This is a genomic window from Catalinimonas alkaloidigena, assembly GCF_029504655.1.
In the GTDB taxonomy this organism is placed as follows: Bacteria; Bacteroidota; Bacteroidia; order Cytophagales; family Cyclobacteriaceae; genus Catalinimonas; species Catalinimonas alkaloidigena.
In genome coordinates, this window is the sequence record NZ_JAQFIL010000001.1 from 3568792 (window position 1) to 3588050 (window position 19259).

Here is a 19259-nt window from a genome sequence, read left to right on the forward strand (position 1 = left end):
AACGAATTAACATGTCTATATTAGTATTTGTAGAAAATGCTGATGGTGAGGTAAAAAAAACCTCGCATGAGGCTATCTCGTATGCTGCAGCACTGGCAGAAAAGTTAGGAGAACAGGAAGTTATTGCCCTTTCAATCGGTACGGAAGTCAATGATGATACCCTTGCCGCTTTAGGCAAAAATGGGGCTACCAAAATTGTAAATGTCGCCGATGAAAAGCTCAATCAGGGTGTGATACAAGCCTATACTACAGTAATCACGCAAGTAATGGAGAAAACCAATGCCACTCACCTGGTATTGGCAAAGTCTTCATTAGGTGATCCGGTGGCTGCCCGCGTTGCTATTAAAGCTAATGCGGCACTGGCTTCCAATGTTGTAGCACTACCTGACCTCAGTGAGGGTTTTAAAGTAAAACGTAGCATTTATACTGGAAAAGCTTTCGCCTGGATGAGCCTAAGCACTGAGAAAAAGATTATCGCTATCAAGAAAAACGCGATTGAGGTCAAAGAAGACGGAAGTGATGTTACTGTTGAGCGATTGGAAGTGCCCCTTGACGAAAATGATTTTAACGTAAACATTACCAAAACTGAAAAAGCTGAAGGGGATGTGTTATTACCAGAAGCAGATATTGTTGTGTCTGGTGGAAGAGGATTGAAAGGGCCGGAAAACTGGCAAATGATTGAAGATCTCGCAAAAACACTGGGCGCTGCCACAGGTTGCAGTAAGCCTGTTTCTGATATGAATTGGCGGCCTCATCACGAACATGTTGGCCAGACAGGAGTAAAAGTTAGCCCTACGCTGTATATTGCAATAGGCATTTCGGGTGCTATTCAACACCTTGCTGGTGTAAACTCTTCCAAATACATTATCGTCATCAATAAAGATCCTGAAGCGCCATTTTTCAAAGCTGCCGACTATGGTATAGTGGGTGATGCGTTTGAAGTAGTACCAAAATTAACCGAAGCCATCAAAGCTTCATAATATAACAAGTGATTAATTGTGGATAAAATAGAGTTAGAAATCTTAGGGCTATCTTCCAGTCAGTCTTCATCGGGCTCATTTGCGCTGGTACTAGGGGAAACGGTAGGGAACCGACGCTTACCGATCATTATCGGTATGTTTGAAGCTCAGGCAATTGCTATTGAGATTGAAAAAATTGTCCCTAACAGACCTATGACCCATGACCTTTTCAAGTCTTTTGCCAAAAGCTTTAATTATACAATTGAAGAAATCATTATTTCAGATTTGAAGGAAGGTGTTTTCTTTGCAAAAATTGTCTGTAGCGATGGCAGCCATACTGAAGAGATAGACGCTCGCCCCTCAGACGCAATCGCCATTGGACTCAGATTTGGTGTATCAATATTTACCTACGAGCGGGTGTTATCTGAAGCTGGTATTGTTCTGACCGATGAGGAAGGTGAAAAAGAAGGCCAGGCTGAACCTGCGGAGGCTGAAAACATATCTTCAAATAAGCCTTTTAAAGAACAGCTCAAAGATTTGAGTTCTGATCGTCTACAGACCTTATTAGACGAAGCACTTAAAAACGAAGACTACGAGAAAGCAGCTCATATCAGGGATGAGATGAACCGCAGAAATTAATATTATTCAAAATCAATACAGACAAGCCTCCTGCTTAACTCGGGAGGTTTTTTTGTTGTTGAAATAGTCTTACTTTTGGCCTTTTATGGACTATCTACGCGGAACCTTAGGAATCGCCATCTTAGTGGCTATTGCTTTCCTGTTTTCCAGGAACAAAAAATCAATCAATTGGCGCCTTGTGGTAAGCGGGATAGCTCTTCAGTTTCTTGCCGGCTTTCTGATACTTAAAGTTTCCTTCGTAGCACAAATTTTCAGCACTGTAAGTGAAGGATTCGTAAAGTTTCTGAGTTTTTCCGAAGCAGGTGCAGAGTTTCTTTTCGGGGAATTGGTGGATGCGTCTTCATTCGGATTTATTTTTGCTTTTCAGGTACTACCCACCATCATATTTTTTTCTACCGTTTCTGCTGGCTTATATTATCTGGGGATTCTTCAGAAGATTGTGTACGGTATCGCCTGGATTATGGCCCGCACTATGCATTTATCCGGGGCAGAGAGCCTTTCTGCGGCAGGGAACATCTTCTTAGGGCAAACAGAAGCACCTTTGCTTGTAAAGCCTTATATCTCTCGTATGACCTACTCCGAACTTATGTGCCTCATGACGGGGGGAATGGCTACCATCGCCGGAGGCGTATTGGCAGGTTATGTCGCTTTTTTGGGAGGAGACGACCCTGCTGAAAGGACAAGATTTGCCGCATACCTGCTCAGTGCTTCCATCATGAATGCGCCGGCAGCCATAGTAATAGCCAAAATCCTGATTCCTGAAACTAAAGAGGAAAAAATCAACTATAAACTAAACCTAAGCGATGAAACGCTGGGTGTGAACCTCATTGATGCACTCTCCAAAGGCGCTTCTGACGGACTCAGGCTAGCGGTCAATGTAGGTGCCATGCTCCTCGCTTTTATCGCAGTCATCGCTGCCCTCAATTTCTTGCTTAAAGATGTTTTGGGTGATATTACAAACTTAAACGGACTAATTGTGAATAGTACCGGGGGAGAATTTGAAGGCCTCTCTCTGGAGTATCTGCTGGGACAAATTTTCCGGATTTTTGCTTTTATCATGGGTGTAGAGTGGCAGGAGACACTTGAAGTGGGTAGTCTCTTAGGACAGAAAACCGTCATCAATGAATTTGTTGCCTACCTCAGTATGTCCGAGATGAAAGCTGATCAGATTATCCAGGGCAAGGCCCTTGTTGTGGCAACTTATGCTTTGTGCGGATTTTCAAATTTCAGCTCTATAGCTATACAGATCGGTGGCATCGGAAGCATTGCTCCCAATCAGCAGGCCAACCTTTCAAAATTAGGACTGTGGGCACTACTTGCCGCTACCATCGCCTGCATGATGACCGGTACCCTCGCCGGTATGCTGGTAAACCACTAGCATACAAAACCTTGATTTTTAATAACATACGCAAAGTTCTATCTGTTAAGACGTTAAGAGTAAAGTGAATTTTTTCAACTAAACAGATAATGTTATGAGTTTTAACATTGATAAGTTTGCACAGGAAGGACACACATTTGTACATGAACTAAGTAACGAACTTGGACATTCGGGAGAAGACGAAGCTATTTCCCGTCTACTCAGGTCGGTGCTGCATGTGCTAAGAGACAGAATTACGATGAGTGAATCGCTGGATTTGCTGGCACAACTACCCATGTTTCTTAAGGCAGTATATGTTGAACAATGGAAATACCGTGAGAAGCCGCTTAAATTTGAAAGTATGGAGGAATTTTGCCAACATGTAAAAGATGAGCAGTCTCGCATGGGTGAAAGTGATTTTCAGTGGAATGAGCCTACTGATGAGTTGGTCAAGCGTACGTTTGTAGCATTGCGTAAATACCTGACACAGGGAGAAGCTAAGCATGTCATTGATCAGCTACCCAAAGATATCAAAGAAGAGCTGAAGCCTGCTTTAGCCCTTAGCTAAGACATATCAGTTTTTATTAAACCGAAAAACCGGCAATCCGCCGGTTTTTCTTTGCCCTACAGCATGACTGAAAAGCTACGTAGAAAAATATCATTTAGAATCAATGGTCACAAACAAATTTTAATTAAACGGCCAGAAGAAAAAGAAACGCACGTGTTGATGAAAATTTTTCTGGCTAAACTCTATGCTTCCCAATACAAAGAAATCAAAATTGAAACTTACCATAGGGCTGAAAGACGATATAAGCCCGACTTACTGGCAACTGATTTGAGAGAAGAAGCACTTTTCTGGGGTGAATGTGGAGAGGTGAGCGAGGCCAAAATTCAACATTTAATAGCTAAATACAGCAATACACACTTTTGCTTTGCCAAATGGAATATTAAGCTGCTCCCATTTGAGCGAATGCTGGACAAAAAAGTTAATCTGCTGCGAAGAAAACGTTCTGCCCCAATAGATTTTATCAACTTCAAAGAAGAGAATAAACGCTCCATTGCCGAAAATGGAGAAATTATCATTGACTGGAATGACATTTACTTAAGGCAATGGCCAGCTGTTTGAGCTTGACTTTGAGTAATGGTTAAGTATTTTTATAAAGTTTACTCACAATTCATTTACGAATGAAACCATTTACTTTTTCTCTACTTTGTATATGCTTTTTTTCCAGCGGTTTTGCCCAGCAGCAGATCGGCGCTTCCGGCTCGGTAGATGCCACTAATGCTATTTACTTTGAAAGCCTTGACGGGACTGCAAGTTCTAACGGAGGTACTGGCTATAGCTTTTCGCTGGCTTATTTTTATTCTATCAACCCAAACTGGAAATTTCAAAGTGGGCTTACTTACCGAAATGCTAAACATACGATTAGCCCGAACCTCCTACCCGGAGAAATAGCCCCTGAGCGGGATTACAGCAGAAATCTTATTTCTGTGCCCGTAGTGTTCCGCAGATATTTAGGAGAAAGCAGCACCAGGTTTTTCATAGACATAGGCGCTAGCTTTGATTTTGAAAATGATGCCCCTAATGATCTGGATGATAACAGTGGAGTGAGTATTCTGTTCTCTCCGGGCCTGGAGCAAAAGCTTAACGACTCATTTGCTCTAAATCTGGCGCCACAACTGCAAATCTATTCACTCGTACCTTTTCAGAAAGATCATCATCACCGTCGCCTGATTGCAGCAGGAATAGAATTTAGCCTGCTGTATTCGCTTCACTAATGTTGAAAGGGTTCAGAAACTCTGCCGAAGTTTATATATTTGCGTCTTATCTGAATCACAAGATTAGAAATTGATGAGCGAAACTACTATGGCGAGCAAACAATCACGCGGCGAAGCGCTGAGCCAATTTATAGACGAACTCCGTTGGAGAGGCCTGATCCATGATATGGTGCCCGGCACTGAAGAGCAACTTAGCAAGGAAGTCACCACTGCTTATATCGGTTTTGACCCTACTGCCCGATCTTTGCATATTGGTAACCTGGCCACGATCATGCTCCTGAAGCATTTACAACTGGCAGGCCATAAACCGATTGCGCTGGTGGGCGGAGCTACCGGTATGATTGGTGACCCTTCTTTTAAGGCTGCCGAACGAAAATTTCTTGACGAAGAAACACTCAGGGACAATCAGGCGGGCATCAAAAAACAACTGGAAAAATTTCTTGAGTTTGAAGAAGGTGAAAATGCCGCTGAAATTGTCAATAACTATGACTGGTTCTCGGGCATTGGCTTTCTGGAGTTTTTGCGCGATGCAGGTAAACACCTCACAATAAATTATATGATTGCGAAGGATTCAGTAAAGAAAAGGTTGGATACCGGCTTATCTTTTACCGAATTCTCTTATCAATTGCTCCAGGGTTATGACTTTTACCACCTTTACAAAACGAAAGGGGTAAAGCTGCAGATGGGTGGGTCTGACCAGTGGGGAAACATTACGACCGGAACTGAATTTATTCGCCGCAAAGAAGGGGGAGATGCTTTTGCTTTGACTGCTCCGCTGGTTACCAAAGCGGACGGAACCAAGTTCGGTAAATCGGAAGAGGGCAATGTATGGCTTGATCCTGAGTTTACTTCTCCTTACAAATTTTACCAGTTTTGGCTCAACGTATCCGATGAAGATACGCCACGACTGTTGAGAGTGTTTACGCTCTTCTCCGAAGAGAAAATCAAAGCGTTGGAAGCTAATCCTAACCCTAATGAAGCCAAAAGAGAACTGGCTAAAGATATTACTATCCGGGTTCACTCTGAAGAAGAATATGAAAAAGCGGTAAATGCATCTAACATTCTCTTTGGTAAATCTACGCTGGAAGACCTCAACGAAATAGATGAAAAAACTCTGCTGGAAGTGTTTGAAGGGGTTCCGCAGAAAGAAATCAGTCGCTCCGACTATGATGCCTCAGAAAATGTACTGGAGCTATTGGCAGATACTGCACAAGATTTGGTGTTCTCTTCAAAAGGAGAAGCCCGTAGAATGATCAAGCAAGGAGGTGTAAGTATCAACAAGCAAAAAGTGGAGGATGAAAATGAGGCTCTGAAGTATCAGCTGCTGCAGGATAAGTATCTCATCATTCAGCGAGGCAAGAAGAACTATTACCTTTTAAAGGTAAATCCCTGATGGCTGGGGTTAGAATCAAAAAATTTACTGGCTCTGAGATTTTACAGTATTTAGATGATCTCGCTGCTTTGAGGATAGAGGTTTTTCGGAGCTTCCCATATCTTTATGATGGGAACGAAGCCTACGAAAAGGACTATCTTTCTACCTATACACGTGCAGAGGGCAGTGCTGTAATACTCGCTCTTGAGCATGAGGAAGTAGTCGGCGCCTCCACCTGTATTCCTTTAGTGGAAGAAACCGAAGCTATCAAAAAAGCTTTTGAAGGCACTGAATATCCGGTGGAGGACGTCATGTATTTTGGAGAATCCGTATTAAAGGAAAGCTACCGGGGAAGAGGGATAGGCGTAGAATTTTTTCGGCAAAGAGAAGGACATGCCCATAATCTGAAGAAAAAATATGCTTCCTTCTGTGCTGTAGAACGCCGGGCAGACCACCCTCTCAAGCCGGAAAACTATAAACCTTTGCATGGTTTCTGGGAAAAAAGAGGTTACACCCGCCTGCCCCAGCTTGAAACTACCATGAGATGGAAAGATATAGATCAGCAACAAGAAACTGACAAAACATTTAAATTTTGGATCAAAGAACTTAGGTAGCTACCTCACTCCTTTTTCAGGAAATTTGGCGGTCTTTGTTCTGTAAAAAGCCTTAATTTCTTCTACATCTTTATCTCTGTCGCCCGTGGGCTGAAATACGGCTCCGATTCCAGCTTCTTTGGCTTTATAATCCAGGTAGCCTAATATGATCGGCACATTAGCCCTTTGGGCGGTGAAGTAAAATCCTGACTTCCACTTCTCCACATATTTTCTTGTGCCTTCGGGTGTCACCAGTATGATTAGGTGATCTTCCTGATTAAAAATATCAACCATTTTATCCACGGTACTGGTTCTGCTCATTCCTTTTTTCTGGCGGTCTATGGGAAGTGCTCCCAGCGGGTTAAGGATAAGGCTAAGCGGAAACTTTACCCATTCTTTTTTGATGGTAAACTTTACCGGAACCCTTAATATAAATAATGCTGCCCTTGCATATATGAAGTCCCAATTACTGGTATGCGGTGCAGCTACCATGACTGCTTTTTTTATATCAGTAGGTATATAGGAACGGGCTTTCCATCCGGTGATTTTGAAAATGATAATCGCAATAATTCTCCACATGCCGAAAGATAAAAGTTTAATCGGGAATTTTGAACTCGTTTTTATGGAAGTCAGGGCGATTTGCTTTTTGTGAAAGTTGATCGGATGACCTTGTTTTCAGCTTCTTTTCACTTATATTCAGAAAAATGATCCTTCAGCAAATATTATTTGGCAAGACAATTGATTTACTTTAAACTTCAGTATTACGCAAACTTATTTTTTGTTATGAAAAGATTCACTCTTCCCTTTTTTTGTGCCTTATTCTGTTTTTTATCTGCATGTGATGGTCCGGTTGGCCCTGAAGGTCCTATCGGTCCGCAAGGCCCTCCCGGTGAAGATGGTTTAGACGGTGTAAATATCCTGGGATCTGTATTTGAGATTGAAGGAGACTTCAGCAGTGAAAATGAATATGGCTTTGGCTTTGAGTTTCCCGAGGATGAAATAGAAGTTTTTGAGTCCGATGTAGTGCTTGTGTATATTTCATGGGAACAAATTGAAGTCACTGATGAGCCCCCGATTAACATCTGGCGACTACTACCCCAAAATGCTTTTTTAGATGGTGGTACACTTCAGTACAATTTTGACCATACTTTTGTGGATGTTAATATCTTTCTGGATGGGACTGTTGATTTAAGTACATTAGGAACTGAATATACCCAGGATCAGATTTTCAGAGTCGTCGTACTTCCTGCAGACTACTCAACTTCTAATGCCCGAAAGGACGTTGATTACAGCAATTATGAAGAAGTGATTCGCACTTTTGGCTTAGATGACTCTGATGTAAAAAGATATTGAAGCTTAATTAATCACTTAGGCAGGCACTAACTATGCAGGAGATTTTTGATTTCAGGCTCTTTGCTCTTTCCATATTTATAGCCTATTTCAAAAATCTCTTTAGACTTTTTGATGTCAAAAACTTTTATTTTTTTCAATCCGGGAGGCTCTAAAAACAGGTCACAATCACTGACATTATGATAGCTGTTGGCATTGATCGCCAACAGGAATGTTCTTTCAAACATAGTCTTCACATTGGTCAGTTTAAATGATTCGTCTACCGGATTGGAATGTAGCCCAATGATCTTTACATTTTTAGCCAGCAGTGGCTGGGTAGGAAAGTTATTAAGTACCCCCCCGTCTATATATAAGTTACCGTCAATATTAATGGGATCAAATATTACAGGAAGGCAAGAGGAAGCGATTAAGGGTTTTAAGAGTTGACCTTCACTGAAGTAAATACTTTTACCCTTACACAAATCAGTGGCACAAACAAAAAGTGGGATATTTAATGTAGAAAAATCGTCTTCCGGTAAGTACTTACGAAACAGTTCTACGGCGGAATCCATTCGTAACAAGCCCGTTTTACTTATTGCAGGTTTCAGCAGTTTGACCAGGCTAAGCTCTGAGATAATTTTTAATATTTCATCTACAGAATATCCATAACTAAATAATGCTCCTGCTATGGCCCCGGAACTGCTTCCGGAAATAATGTCAACGGGAACCTCAAACTCTAAAAGTGCTTTGATAATACCTAAATGAGCAATCCCCCTGGCTCCTCCACCTGATAGTACGAGACCAATTTTCATGTCCATTGCGTGATCAGCGTATATCTTATTTAACTACGCCCATGGCAGTAAACTTTTTGATCCTTTGGTCAATTCTTTTTTCAGGAGAAAGTTTGCTGAGCAGTTTGATGCTATCCAAAAGGTATTTTTTTAATATGCCACTTTGTTTTTTCAGATCAGTGTGAGCTCCTCCCAATGGTTCTTCAATAATTCCATCTACAAGTTTAAACTTGAACATATCTTCTGCAGTAAGTTTCATAGCTTCTGCTGCTTGTTCCTTGTATTCCCAACTTCTCCACAAAATTGTGGAGCAGTTTTCGGGTGAGATCACAGAATACCATGTATTTTCTAACATGAAGACTCTATCGCCAATTGCAATTCCCAATGCCCCCCCAGAAGCCCCCTCTCCTATTACTACGCAAATGACGGGCACCTTAAGCATAAACATCTCTTTCAGGTTACGGGCAATCGCTTCGCCCTGACCTCTTTCTTCGGCCTCTATACCAGGAAAGGCTCCGGGTGTGTCTATAAAGGTGACGATTGGCTTATTAAACTTTTCAGCCTGTTTCATAAGACGTAATGCCTTACGATACCCTTCCGGATTAGGCATGCCAAAGTTTCTAAGCTGACGTTGCTTGGTATTTCTACCCTTTTGCTGGCCAATAAACATGATAGTCTGCCCGTCAATACTTCCCAGGCCACCAACCATGGCTTTATCATCACTCACTGAGCGGTCACCATGTAGCTCTATAAAGTCAGAACAAAGCTCATAAATATAATCCAGCGTATAAGGACGGTCATTATGCCGTGAGATCTGGACTTTTTGCCAGCGGGTCAGATTCTGGAATGTTTCCTTTTTCAAGGTGAAAATTTTTTGCTCCAGGGATTTTACAGCCTCAGTGACATCCACTCCACTCTCTTCAGCCATCTGCCTCATATCCGCTAATTTATTCTCCAGTTCCACAATGGGTTTTTCAAATTCTAATAGCATAGTAATCCATTGATTGTTGAGCAAAACTAAGTGTTCTTGCAGTATTTACCAAAAGTAAAAAACAAGCTTCAAGCCTAAAGGAAGGCACATAAAAAAAAGTTAAATTATTTTTACTTGAGCATTGTATTTAAAATCATTGCTTATATCTTTGCAACACCAAAACGGAAAAGTAGAAAGTACTTTTCACACAAACTTCAAGGTCTGGTAGTTCAGTTGGTTAGAATGCCTGCCTGTCACGCAGGAGGTCGCGGGTTCGAGTCCCGTCCAGACCGCAAGACTCAAGTCAAATAATTGTAAAACCGCTTAAACGTTAAATTTAAGCGGTTTTTTTTTGTTTTTACCCTACCAAATTAAACCAAGTTAATTCGGATCAAGCAACAAATCTGGGGGACAGTAGTACTAAGCATAGATTTTGGAAAGTCTGTAGAGGAAGAAGCTAATGTTTCTCACCCCTCTGAACTGTGACCTGAAAGCTTTGATTTTGGCATTGAAAGATTCAGCAGCAGCATTAGTACTTCTTCTATCAAAGAAGTTTAAGATAGTTTTATAGTGTTGCTGAATGGTTCTAGAGACTGTATTGAAAGATTTAAAGCCAGCTTTTTCTACCTGATCATACCATCTGGCCAGTCTGGTGAAAGCGACACCTTTCTCTTTAGTGTTTTGGTATATATGTCCTAGCTTTTGAGCTAATTCATAAGCTTGCTCAAGCTGTGGATAGAGTTTGAACAGGATTTCTGCCCTGTGGACTTGGGAAGACGTCCATTTGCTTTTGTCCTTGAAGAGCAGGTACCTGCTCCTGACCAGTAGTTGTTTAGGAGTATCACCATTTTCTAACCTGTTGGCAACGAAGGTTCTGCCTACTTCTTTGCTCAATTCCATTTCTTGGTTCTCTTGCTCAATAGCTTCCCAGCGATAAGCTATCCTCATTTCCTGAACTGCTTCATAAGCCAGTTTTTGCACATGAAAACGATCGGTGACTAAAACAGCTTTGGTAAATGTCTTAGTCACGATCTGTTCCATACTGGCCCCCATGGAATGGCCGCCATGTCTAAGGTGACTTCTTTGACCAGCCTCCTTTTTTCTAATGGGATCTTTCTAAGCAGGATAGACTTTACTCGTTCACTGTTAGTACCCTTGATCATTGCAATAAGGCAGCCTTTATTCCCCCTGGCCGCTTTGTTGGTGATCACTGTGTAAAGTTCACCCTGTGAAACTGCTGTTTCATCAATAGTGATATATTCACCAACATTCTCAGGAAAAACAACATAATCCTCGGCATGCTCTAACTGATCCCAATGCCTGTAGTCACTCAAATGAGCAGCATATTGCTCTTCTAATAACTTGCCGTTTATATGGAAGTAGTTGCCTAAGCTTTTACAGCTTACCGGTGTGGTATCGATGCAATGCTTTTAAAAAAGACGCGAATTCCATAGTCATTCGCGTGCCCTGAGCCACCAATTCCCAGTTTCTAAAAACTACCTTTCCTGTATCTTCATTCCACCACCTTCTGCGTTTTACTTTCAGATAGCAGGCTTTACCGCGTATGGGAAAATCTTTTACAGTAATTTCTGCAAAATAGCCTTTGGAGATGAGGTTCTCACCTGCATATTCCTCCGGATGCTGGTTCTTCTCTGCTAAACTAATAGTGTAGCTCTCTTCTGTCTTTTCTACTGAAGTAACTTCAAAATAGTCAAGCATCCCATCCGGTAGAAACAAAGAAATGATAGCTTTATCCAATGATTCTTTTTGACGGCTAAATTATACCCTACCAGCTCACTCCACAACTTTTACGCTTGATCCTAAATTTTGAGGATTTATACTAATTTATATAGAGTTGGCTTCGAGATATTCATCATTTTACAAATTTCATTTACAGAGGGACTATCACCTTTATATAGTTGAACCAGACTTTTTTGTAGTCTGCCAGAAAAAGCTTTGGGCCTACATCCCCTTTTGCCACGTGAACGGGCGGCTTGTAGACCTGCCATTGTTCTTTCACGAATTAAGTTACGTTCAAACTCTGACAAGGCACCGACCATATGGAATACCAGCTTTCCAGTTGCAGAACTAGTATCAATAGATTCTTTTAGACTGACTAAGCCTATCCCTCTTTCTTCCAGATATCCAGACCAGGACGAAGTGAGACAGAACCACTAATAGTGTCTACAATTATTTTATCACAATCTTCACTTTCAAGAGCATCTTTTTGAAAGTCGAGGTTATGTTCTAGGGTTGAGATTCTAGCATATCCTATTCTCATAACTAAAAGCTTAATTAACTCTAATCTAAAGAAATTAACTTTATCTAGATTTTTTAACACAATTTCTTTAGATTATTTAGTAGTTATACAGTCAAATAAAGCAGATAAAAATAAAGGCTGACTGAGATAAAGAGAACGAACGTATTATTAACCAACCTAGCAGCCATGAACGAGATGTCTATTTTATCGCTCTTAAATGAGCAGAAAGAAGCTAATCAAGATGCCTACCAAGAAATTCACCAAGCAATTGAACAGGATAAGGTACTCAATGAAGGATCATGGACCGGAGATGAAGCTATGAGTGATGAACAGGCTTTATTATATGCGGGGTTTAAACCAGAATCTATATTAGAGAGATTAGGTAAAAGGTCTTCATCTTTATTAATGGACTTAGAAAAAGAAAATCCTACTAAGTTTTATTTAGAGGAAGATATCAAAGAAGTAGCCTTATCATATGGACTTAAGTTTTTTAAAACGAATGATTTCCAGGGTGACCAAAAAAGCATATTTATAAAAGATATAAAGAGTTTTCTTAAATTCTTGGCATCATTAGAGGATAAAAGTGGAGGTGTTAGTCGTGTATTTCAACTACTTCACTCAACTAGATTTTATCTTCTTGGTTTACCTCAAACTTTTGAGGGAAAAGAATCTTCTTCTTCTAAAGCCCCTCTATTGTTCTACAATATTGGTGCAGATATTTATTACTTAGTAAGTAGTTATGACTCTTACCTTTAAGAACATTCTACACAGATAAACTTTGAAATTGTGATGCTTTAGGGTTTATTTTTCTTGTTTTTTTAGCGTGACCCCTTGGTTTAGCTTTTCATCTTTATTGCAACTCCAACTTACAAAAAGTCCAAAGCCAATAGTGATAGATAATAGAGAAATAACTATCCAGCTCAGAATACTAAAGTCAAAAAAGAACAAAAGGTACAGTGCGAGGAGTAAAATTATATCGGTATCTTCTGAAATTTTTGTAATTGATTTCATATCAAACTACTTATATGAAGTAAAAACTGACTATATCGTGTTTACGTTACCCTAACTTCCTATTACTCATGAGTGAAGTATCTCTTCTGCATAAATTAGAACAACAGAAAGAAAAGAACCAAGAAGCCTACCAGTCATTATTCAACTCGCTCAATTTATCCCGTCTGGATCGTTATGACCAGCTTTCAGAGACAATCCAGACTGACTACCAAACACTTCGTCAGGCAGGTTTTGCTCCAGAATCAATTGTGGATGATTTGGGTAAGACTTCATTAAAACTTTTAATCCATTTTGGGAAAAAAAACCAGAGAAATTATACCTGGAAGATGATATTAAAGCTGTTGCCCAAACTTATGGACTTAAATTTCTCCGGACTTCATATTTTAAAGGTAAGCACAAAGAATCTTTCCTTGATGATTTAAATGCTTTTCAGCAAAATCAATCTTTAATTCATAAGAATAGTTATTTAGATAATCCGTTATCATCATATGATTACCAGTTATTAGGGCCATCAAGATCTTTTGATGACAACAATCATGTGGTATCAAAACCACCCTTGCTATTTTATAATGTGGGAAAAGGCATTTACTTTTTGGTAAGTAATTATGACAATTGGGTCAATGAAGTTAGAAAAATCGTTTATTGGCCACTTACAAGTTTCAACAGAACCCTTATCTACCTATTAATTTTGTTTTTTATTAGTTCTGCAATTTACTGGATATTTGGTAGTAAAATTTTTTTAGTGATAAGTATAATATGTGCTCTACTACAGATGTTTTTTATGCCTTTCGTGATGCTTTGTGATTGGGATCGCCCAAATACTTTTCCAGCGTGGTTTAAAAAAACTATTTATCGCCTTGTGCCCTATTAGGCATTGTAAATTAAACCTATCACTTAATTTACTTTTATGTCATTCCGTCAATATGAAATGCCAATGCTGAAAATTTCAAATGATTTATAACAAATTTTTAGGGAGCATCAATTTTGTATTTCAGTTGAAAGGCTAATTCATGAATTTTAAGTAATTGCACTAAACATACCACATCATGATTCTGAATAGATGAAGAAAAGACTAACCCTATCATGGTTTGAAGGCTTCCTGATGGATGCGTGCGGCATCCTAAGAGGAAATATGGGTGCATCTGAGTTTAAAGAATACATCTTTGGCATGCTTTTCCTCATAAGGCTATCTAACAAATTTGATCAGGACAAACAGATCCAATACAATGAGCTGAAAGCAAAAGGCTTAGATGACGACCCTATCTCTCAAGTCCTGGAAAAAGTGAATACCTACATGAGTCATCCCATATTTTACATAAAGGATGACAAAAGAAAAACCTCCTGTTTAGAGAAAAGTAACAGATCTAAACAAAAAGGTTTTTATGTATAATAGCTATGCTAAAAATACTTAATTTTCCTCTGACCGTGCTGTAACGGCTGTGTTTTTTTCTTGTCGCCTGAAGGAGTTTCTCTTACATTTTTTGCACAAGCTTGATCAACATATTGATAAACGACTCGTCAACGGAAGGCTTGGGTGCTGTCCGCAGTTCTAAGGCTAAAAGATTACTAAGGATCAAACGTAGTTATTATGATCCTCCTACCAAGAAGCCTGTTCACGTGTCCGGTTTAAGGGGGGGTACTCTTTTGTTATGCGGCCTGCATCATCCTCCTGTAATACCGAAATTTGGTTGGTGGACCAGTCTCGGAAAGCATACGACATCTCTTTCTCAGCTTAGATTCCTGCATTTAGCGTAGGTCAGAAATCATTATCCGATACCGTTCTACATGTATTTGATCGCGGCTATGCTTCCAGCAACTGGATTAGTTTGCTGCTCTCCAAGTCAGACCGCTTCATGTTGCGTTGGCCTTACCGCTATTGTCTACTGGATCAGGAAGGCAGGTCAAGAAAATCTTATCTTTTCTCAGTAGGGAAAAAAGCAACTTCATCAAAAATACTCAGGGATAGCAGGGCAAAATCTCATCTCAAGCGTAGTCTGCTTTGGTTTAATTGTTTTCACCCTGACTATCCAGAGCATAAACTAACGCTTATCATATGCCGATCAGGCAAGCAAGGCCTACAGCCTTGGTATCTGCTCACTACTGAAGAAATTGCCTCAGATAAAAAAGCCTGGAAAATGGTCTTTGCATTTGCCAAAAGATGGGATATTGAGCCGGGGGCTGCACGCAGTGCTTTCGCTTCAACAAATCCGAATTAGCTATGGAAAGATGCTGGCTCTGTTTCTGGTGGGAGCCTCGCGGCATAACAGGATAAAATTACTACACGCGGTAACTTTACTCTATGCTTTTTTACTTTCCCTACTGGATGAAAAACTCGTGCAACAGAGACAGAAACTCCTCAGGCTAGGCTGTCACAGAACAGGAAAGCGATGCAGGAAGACTCCTACACCGTTTTATCGTATCAGATTAGCTATTGCTAACCTTTTTAACTTTTGTCTAAACCCCGAAACTCAAAATTCGGAATGATTCATGTAGCATTGCAGAAATTCTGGAGATGTTCCATATCTCTAAGCCTAAGTTTTATAAGATCGTTCGTAAAAACCCACCTGAAGAGAAAGATTCATGATATTTGCTTAGCTGGAAAGACATATTAACGAGTAGTATATGCACAGGTTCTATCGTTTCCCCCCTACCCTACAATGCGCAGCAAATCTTATCAATTATTCTTTGTTTATCATTATTGCTGTAATGGACATCTTGACCTAATGATAGATAAAAAACTATTTAAATAATGAAAAAAATTTTCAGAGAAAGTAAAAATGACAGAAAAACATAGCTTCCAATATTCTTATATAATTATATTAACCTCACTGTTAATATATAACCATAACTACTCTTTACTATGAGAAAAACTCTAACTACATTGTTATTCTTCGTTATCACGGTGAGTTTTGCATTTGCACAGCGTACCGTTAGCGGAAAGGTTACCAGCGCCGATGATGGTTCACCCCTGCCAGGTGTGAATGTGATTGTTAAGGGTACTCAGCAAGGTGCGATCACTAATATTGATGGAAATTATACCATCAGCGTTGAAGATGGCGCTACCTTAAGATTTTCATTTATTGGATATGAGACCCAAGAAGTTCCTGTCGATAATCGATCAGTAGTAGATGTTTCACTTGCTGTTGGTTCTCAACAGTTAGGAGAAGTGATTGTCTCTGCTTACGGTATTGAGAAAGACAAAAGAAAAACCGGATACGCTGTAAGTACGATTGAATCCGCAGATATTAACCGAACCGCCGTACCAACGCTTGGTGCTTCGCTCTATGGAAGAGCACCCGGCGTTCAAATTCAGTCTACTCCTGGTGGAGCTACTTCTGGTATTAGTTTTAATATCAGAGGGTTTGCTTCTATTACAGGAAATACTCAGCCCTTGATTGTCCTTAATGGAGTACCAATCAGAAGTGGTGAGTTCAACAATGGTAGCTACTGGGGTGATCAACGAATCAGAGGTAATGGTCTGAATGACCTGAACCCTGCTGATATCGAAGACATCACCATTCTGAAAGGGGCATCTGCAGCTGCGCTTTATGGTTCTGAAGCTAATAATGGTGTTGTAATGATCACCACCAAATCAGGAAAAGGAACACAAGGTCTTGGGGTAGAAGTTTTTACTTCCTATACGAATGACAGGATAGCTTACTTACCAAGATATCAAAATGTAAGAGGACCTGGTTTACCACTATCATGGACTGATGCCGGCCAGGGTCTTGATGGTTTTATCGATGACGGTGAGGGTAACCGGTATTTGATGAATGAATCGCGAAATTATGGACCTGTATTTGATGGTGAGCCAGTACGTGCCTGGACAGGCGACATTGTTCCTTACTCCCCGTCAAATAGTTCTTATGCAGACCTCTTTCAGAATGCAAATTCTCAAATGACCAATGTTGCCTTGTCTGCAGCGAATGAAAGGGCTAACATGAGACTTTCCTACACACGTCAGAATAACCAGATGATCAGTGTTGGATCAAAAAATGAGAGAAATGTCTTCAATCTGAATTCATCTTTTACTTTGGCTGAGTGGTCAAAGACAGATGTTTCCGTGCAGTACATCAACCAGTTCACCAGAAACAGGCCTTATAAAGTTGACCGGATGATCAATAACTTTGGGGGCATGATGGATCGTTTTGAGCAGGCTGAATGGTATTTTGATCATTACCAAACAAGTCTGGGTTATAAGTTCAGAACAGGGACTCAGGAGAGTGCCACTCCTGATGAGAATATTATTTACCAACCATTCAGAAGTGCAATTGCTGACTATCTGTGGCGGGTAAACCGGCACCAGTCATTTGAAACCAACAACAGGGTCCTGGCCAGTATAACCCAGACTATTCAGTTCACCGATAATTTGAGTTTGAGAGGGCGATTAGCCAACGATTTCACTTCGGAAACAATCCGTAATGAGACTGCTACAAGTGTGCCTTTAGTAATAGGCAACTCTGGAGGTTTCAGTGTTAATCAAAACAGATTAACAAACCTCTACGGAGACGTATTGCTTACCTATGATGGAGAGATCACTGATGATTTAGCAATCACAGCCATGGCTGGATACTCAGCGAGGGTTGAAGAAGAAACCTATCAGTCTTCAGGAACTAACGGCGGTCTGGCAACAGAGAACTTTTTTGATCTAAGCTCATCTTTAAACCAACCAAATACTAGCTTGAGAAGGGTCAATCGTGTGAATGATGCCTACTTTGGAACAGTTACGTTTAACTTCAAGGATTATCTGTATGTTGAAGGAACTGGAAGAAGAGATCGCTTCTCTACAATGAATCCGGATAATAATTCATTTTTTTACCCTTCAGTCAATTCCAGTTTCATATTCTCTGAACTAATATCCTTACCTGCTAGTGTTTCTTTCGGTAAGCTAAGAGCAAGTTATGGCGTGGTAGGTAATTACCCTGGTGTATACCAGGCCAATGTTGCCTATACTCAGAACACACTTGGCGTCCAGGCAGCTGGTGTTTCTCCGCTGTACACCTTCATCCCTGGAGGCACATTTGGAAATGATTTCATCAGACCGGAACAGAAGTATGAATTTGAAATTGGTTTAGAAGGAAGGTTCTTTAACAACAGATTAGGGTTTGACTTTGCTTACTACAATGCCCAAATCAGGGATCAGATTCTTCCCCTTGATATTGCTCAAAGTACAGGTGCCGGAGCTATCCTGACAAACATTGGAACCCTGAGGAACCAGGGACTGGAGTTAGCAATTGATGCTCAGGTATTCAACAAAGGAGCCTTCAACTGGGATGTAATGTTGAACTTGGCCAGAAATACCAACGAAGTAGAAAAACTGGCAAATAATTCAACCGAACTTATTCACGCAAACTATGACGGCAATGCGGCTGAGGTACGTTCAGTAGTAGGCCGTCCTATGGGAGACATCTTTACGCACCCGGTTGAAACAGATGACAATGGAAATATGATTGTTCAGGATAATGGATTATATCAGCTGGATGGAGATGAGTGGATCAACTCCGGAAACGCCATGCCCGATGTGATCGGAGGTTTCATCAATAATATTTCGTATAAAGGATTCAATTTAAATGTACTCCTGGACTTTAGTTTTGGATCCAGCATAATGCCTACTGGTATCTACTGGATGATCAGTCGTGGATTGCTCGAAGAAAGTCTGAATGGAATGAATGCTGAGCGTGGTGGTCTTACCTACTATTTTGATGAGAACGGAAAAGGTGTTCAGATTGACGCGGCTACAGGACCAAACGGACCTAACGGTGAAAATGTATACGAAGATGGTATATTGTTAGATGGTGTATTGCAGAGTGGAGAACCTAATACAAATGTGATTCCTCAGTCCCTGTATTATGCAAGTACATACAATTGGGGAGGTCCGCAGTATGGATCATCCCGTTACGAGCTGTATGTTAACAAGAATAACTACATCAAGATGCGGGAGCTCTCTTTAGGGTACACGATTCCTAGAACCATTTCTGAAAAGATTGGTGCAAGAGATCTGACTGTTTCAGTTTTTGGTAGAAACCTGTTCTTTCTGCACAGGACCATCAAAGACCTGGATCCCGAGCAGACCACTGCTGGAACCAGGTGGTATCAAAACATCAATACCGCTGGTAACAATCCAGCTTTTAGGTCTTTGGGATTCACGTTACGTGCTAGTTTCTAATTATGAACAGTTTAATTTACATGAAATGAGTCC

Annotated in this window: 21 protein-coding genes, 1 tRNA gene and 1 pseudogene; 15 read left to right on the plus strand and 8 right to left on the minus strand. The window is 40.5% G+C overall.

From position 1 onward, the window contains the following. The first annotated feature begins 11 nt into the window (after positions 1–11). The 8 genes from OKW21_RS14565 (at position 12) to OKW21_RS14600 (ending at position 6720) form a co-directional block, all read left to right on the plus strand. Positions 12–980, plus strand: a complete 969-nt coding sequence (locus OKW21_RS14565; RefSeq protein WP_277480353.1) for an electron transfer flavoprotein subunit alpha/FixB family protein — start codon at positions 12–14, stop codon at positions 978–980. 18 nt (positions 981–998) lie between these two features. Beyond that, on the plus strand, positions 999–1598 hold the full coding sequence (locus tag OKW21_RS14570) for a bifunctional nuclease family protein (RefSeq protein ID WP_277480354.1): 600 nt from the start codon (positions 999–1001) through the stop codon (positions 1596–1598). An 85-nt stretch (positions 1599–1683) separates the two neighbouring features. After that, entirely contained in the window at positions 1684–2976 is a 1293-nt protein-coding gene (locus tag OKW21_RS14575) for a NupC/NupG family nucleoside CNT transporter (RefSeq protein WP_277480356.1), read from the plus strand. A gap of 94 nt (positions 2977–3070) precedes the next feature. Continuing rightward, positions 3071–3523, plus strand: coding sequence for a DUF2267 domain-containing protein (locus OKW21_RS14580; RefSeq protein ID WP_277480357.1), 453 nt, complete (start codon positions 3071–3073; stop codon positions 3521–3523). 159 nt (positions 3524–3682) lie between these two features. Further along, the gene (locus OKW21_RS14585; RefSeq protein ID WP_277480359.1) at positions 3683–4081 is read left to right on the plus strand and encodes a hypothetical protein; all 399 of its coding nucleotides are present in this window, start codon (positions 3683–3685) and stop codon (positions 4079–4081) included. Positions 4082–4140: 59 nt separating this feature from the next. After that, a complete protein-coding gene (locus OKW21_RS14590; protein WP_277480361.1) occupies positions 4141–4734 on the plus strand; it encodes an outer membrane beta-barrel protein in 594 nt (197 codons plus the stop codon). A gap of 73 nt (positions 4735–4807) precedes the next feature. Further along, a complete protein-coding gene (gene tyrS / locus OKW21_RS14595) occupies positions 4808–6127 on the plus strand; it encodes a tyrosine--tRNA ligase (protein ID WP_277480362.1) in 1320 nt (439 codons plus the stop codon). Then, positions 6127–6720 (plus strand): GNAT family N-acetyltransferase, encoded by a 594-nt coding sequence (locus tag OKW21_RS14600; RefSeq protein ID WP_277480364.1) that lies wholly within the window; start codon positions 6127–6129, stop codon positions 6718–6720. The genes tyrS and OKW21_RS14600 overlap by 1 nt, the downstream gene beginning before the upstream one ends. On the opposite strand, the gene OKW21_RS14605 is transcribed toward OKW21_RS14600, so the two are convergent. After that, positions 6721–7278: a 1-acyl-sn-glycerol-3-phosphate acyltransferase gene (locus OKW21_RS14605; RefSeq protein ID WP_277480365.1), complete on the minus strand. Its 558-nt coding sequence runs from the start codon at positions 7276–7278 to the stop codon at positions 6721–6723. A 204-nt stretch (positions 7279–7482) separates the two neighbouring features. Here OKW21_RS14605 and OKW21_RS14610 point away from each other — a divergent pair, with 204 nt between their 5' ends. After that, entirely contained in the window at positions 7483–8052 is a 570-nt protein-coding gene (locus tag OKW21_RS14610) for a hypothetical protein (RefSeq protein WP_277480366.1), read from the plus strand. 26 nt (positions 8053–8078) lie between these two features. Here OKW21_RS14610 and OKW21_RS14615 read toward each other — a convergent pair whose 3' ends face one another. Both OKW21_RS14615 and OKW21_RS14620 read right to left on the minus strand, forming a co-directional pair. Next, entirely contained in the window at positions 8079–8840 is a 762-nt protein-coding gene (locus tag OKW21_RS14615) for a patatin-like phospholipase family protein (protein ID WP_277480367.1), read from the minus strand. Positions 8841–8865: 25 nt separating this feature from the next. Further along, positions 8866–9810, minus strand: coding sequence for an acetyl-CoA carboxylase carboxyltransferase subunit alpha (locus tag OKW21_RS14620; protein ID WP_277480369.1), 945 nt, complete (start codon positions 9808–9810; stop codon positions 8866–8868). 198 nt (positions 9811–10008) lie between these two features. Here OKW21_RS14620 and OKW21_RS14625 point away from each other — a divergent pair. Beyond that, a tRNA-Asp gene (locus tag OKW21_RS14625) sits at positions 10009–10082 on the plus strand. A 127-nt stretch (positions 10083–10209) separates the two neighbouring features. Here the strand turns inward: OKW21_RS14625 and OKW21_RS14630 are convergent. The 4 genes and pseudogenes from OKW21_RS14630 to OKW21_RS14640 form a co-directional block, all read right to left on the minus strand. Then, on the minus strand, positions 10210–10842 hold the full coding sequence (locus OKW21_RS14630) for an ISAon1 family transposase (protein WP_420870093.1): 633 nt from the start codon (positions 10840–10842) through the stop codon (positions 10210–10212). Continuing rightward, a complete protein-coding gene (locus OKW21_RS32715) occupies positions 10815–11123 on the minus strand; it encodes a transposase (protein WP_420870092.1) in 309 nt (102 codons plus the stop codon). Before OKW21_RS32715 ends, OKW21_RS14630 begins: the two co-directional genes overlap by 28 nt. 61 nt (positions 11124–11184) lie before the next feature. Beyond that, positions 11185–11547, minus strand: a complete 363-nt coding sequence (locus tag OKW21_RS14635; protein WP_277476278.1) for an ISAon1 family transposase N-terminal region protein — start codon at positions 11545–11547, stop codon at positions 11185–11187. Positions 11548–11624: 77 nt separating this feature from the next. After that, positions 11625–12070, minus strand: a pseudogene (locus tag OKW21_RS14640) (recombinase family protein). A 165-nt stretch (positions 12071–12235) separates the two neighbouring features. Between OKW21_RS14640 and OKW21_RS14645 the strand changes: the two are divergent. Next, positions 12236–12805 carry a hypothetical protein gene (locus tag OKW21_RS14645; RefSeq protein WP_277480371.1) on the plus strand — a complete coding sequence of 190 codons (570 nt, stop codon included), beginning with the start codon at positions 12236–12238 and terminating at the stop codon, positions 12803–12805. A gap of 45 nt (positions 12806–12850) precedes the next feature. On the opposite strand, the gene OKW21_RS14650 is transcribed toward OKW21_RS14645, so the two are convergent. Beyond that, on the minus strand, positions 12851–13060 hold the full coding sequence (locus OKW21_RS14650; protein ID WP_277480372.1) for a hypothetical protein: 210 nt from the start codon (positions 13058–13060) through the stop codon (positions 12851–12853). 68 nt (positions 13061–13128) lie between these two features. Between OKW21_RS14650 and OKW21_RS14655 the strand changes: the two genes are divergently transcribed. From OKW21_RS14655 to OKW21_RS14670, 4 genes are all read left to right on the plus strand, one after another. Next, positions 13129–13482 (plus strand): hypothetical protein, encoded by a 354-nt coding sequence (locus OKW21_RS14655; RefSeq protein WP_277480373.1) that lies wholly within the window; start codon positions 13129–13131, stop codon positions 13480–13482. Positions 13483–14120: 638 nt separating this feature from the next. Then, positions 14121–14450: a type I restriction-modification system subunit M N-terminal domain-containing protein gene (locus tag OKW21_RS14660; protein WP_277480374.1), complete on the plus strand. Its 330-nt coding sequence runs from the start codon at positions 14121–14123 to the stop codon at positions 14448–14450. A 463-nt stretch (positions 14451–14913) separates the two neighbouring features. Further along, positions 14914–15276, plus strand: coding sequence for a hypothetical protein (locus OKW21_RS14665; RefSeq protein ID WP_277480376.1), 363 nt, complete (start codon positions 14914–14916; stop codon positions 15274–15276). Between the two features lie 644 nt (positions 15277–15920). Continuing rightward, positions 15921–19226, plus strand: a complete 3306-nt coding sequence (locus OKW21_RS14670; protein ID WP_277480379.1) for a SusC/RagA family TonB-linked outer membrane protein — start codon at positions 15921–15923, stop codon at positions 19224–19226. Positions 19227–19259 lie beyond the last annotated feature (33 nt).

Bases quoted from the DNA above. Each gene is read 5' to 3' on its own strand.
- OKW21_RS14590 (WP_277480361.1), top strand. From the start codon at position 4,141: ATGAAACCATTTACTTTTTCTCTACTTTGTATATGCTTTTTTTCCAGC.
- OKW21_RS14620 (WP_277480369.1), bottom strand. From the start codon at position 9,810: ATGCTATTAGAATTTGAAAAACCCATTGTGGAACTGGAGAATAAATTA.
- OKW21_RS14655 (WP_277480373.1), top strand. From the start codon at position 13,129: ATGAGTGAAGTATCTCTTCTGCATAAATTAGAACAACAGAAAGAAAAG.
- OKW21_RS14670 (WP_277480379.1), top strand. From the start codon at position 15,921: ATGAGAAAAACTCTAACTACATTGTTATTCTTCGTTATCACGGTGAGT.
- OKW21_RS14660 (WP_277480374.1), top strand. From the start codon at position 14,121: ATGAAGAAAAGACTAACCCTATCATGGTTTGAAGGCTTCCTGATGGAT.
- OKW21_RS14580 (WP_277480357.1), top strand. From the start codon at position 3,071: ATGAGTTTTAACATTGATAAGTTTGCACAGGAAGGACACACATTTGTA.
- OKW21_RS14575 (WP_277480356.1), top strand. From the start codon at position 1,684: ATGGACTATCTACGCGGAACCTTAGGAATCGCCATCTTAGTGGCTATT.
- OKW21_RS14605 (WP_277480365.1), bottom strand. From the start codon at position 7,278: ATGTGGAGAATTATTGCGATTATCATTTTCAAAATCACCGGATGGAAA.
- OKW21_RS14585 (WP_277480359.1), top strand. From the start codon at position 3,683: ATGAAAATTTTTCTGGCTAAACTCTATGCTTCCCAATACAAAGAAATC.
- OKW21_RS14650 (WP_277480372.1), bottom strand. From the start codon at position 13,060: ATGAAATCAATTACAAAAATTTCAGAAGATACCGATATAATTTTACTC.
- OKW21_RS14665 (WP_277480376.1), top strand. From the start codon at position 14,914: ATGTTGCGTTGGCCTTACCGCTATTGTCTACTGGATCAGGAAGGCAGG.
- OKW21_RS14615 (WP_277480367.1), bottom strand. From the start codon at position 8,840: ATGAAAATTGGTCTCGTACTATCAGGTGGAGGAGCCAGGGGGATTGCT.
- OKW21_RS14600 (WP_277480364.1), top strand. From the start codon at position 6,127: ATGGCTGGGGTTAGAATCAAAAAATTTACTGGCTCTGAGATTTTACAG.
- OKW21_RS14630 (WP_420870093.1), bottom strand. From the start codon at position 10,842: ATGGGGGCCAGTATGGAACAGATCGTGACTAAGACATTTACCAAAGCT.
- OKW21_RS14645 (WP_277480371.1), top strand. From the start codon at position 12,236: ATGAACGAGATGTCTATTTTATCGCTCTTAAATGAGCAGAAAGAAGCT.
- OKW21_RS14565 (WP_277480353.1), top strand. From the start codon at position 12: ATGTCTATATTAGTATTTGTAGAAAATGCTGATGGTGAGGTAAAAAAA.
- OKW21_RS14610 (WP_277480366.1), top strand. From the start codon at position 7,483: ATGAAAAGATTCACTCTTCCCTTTTTTTGTGCCTTATTCTGTTTTTTA.
- tyrS (WP_277480362.1), top strand. From the start codon at position 4,808: ATGAGCGAAACTACTATGGCGAGCAAACAATCACGCGGCGAAGCGCTG.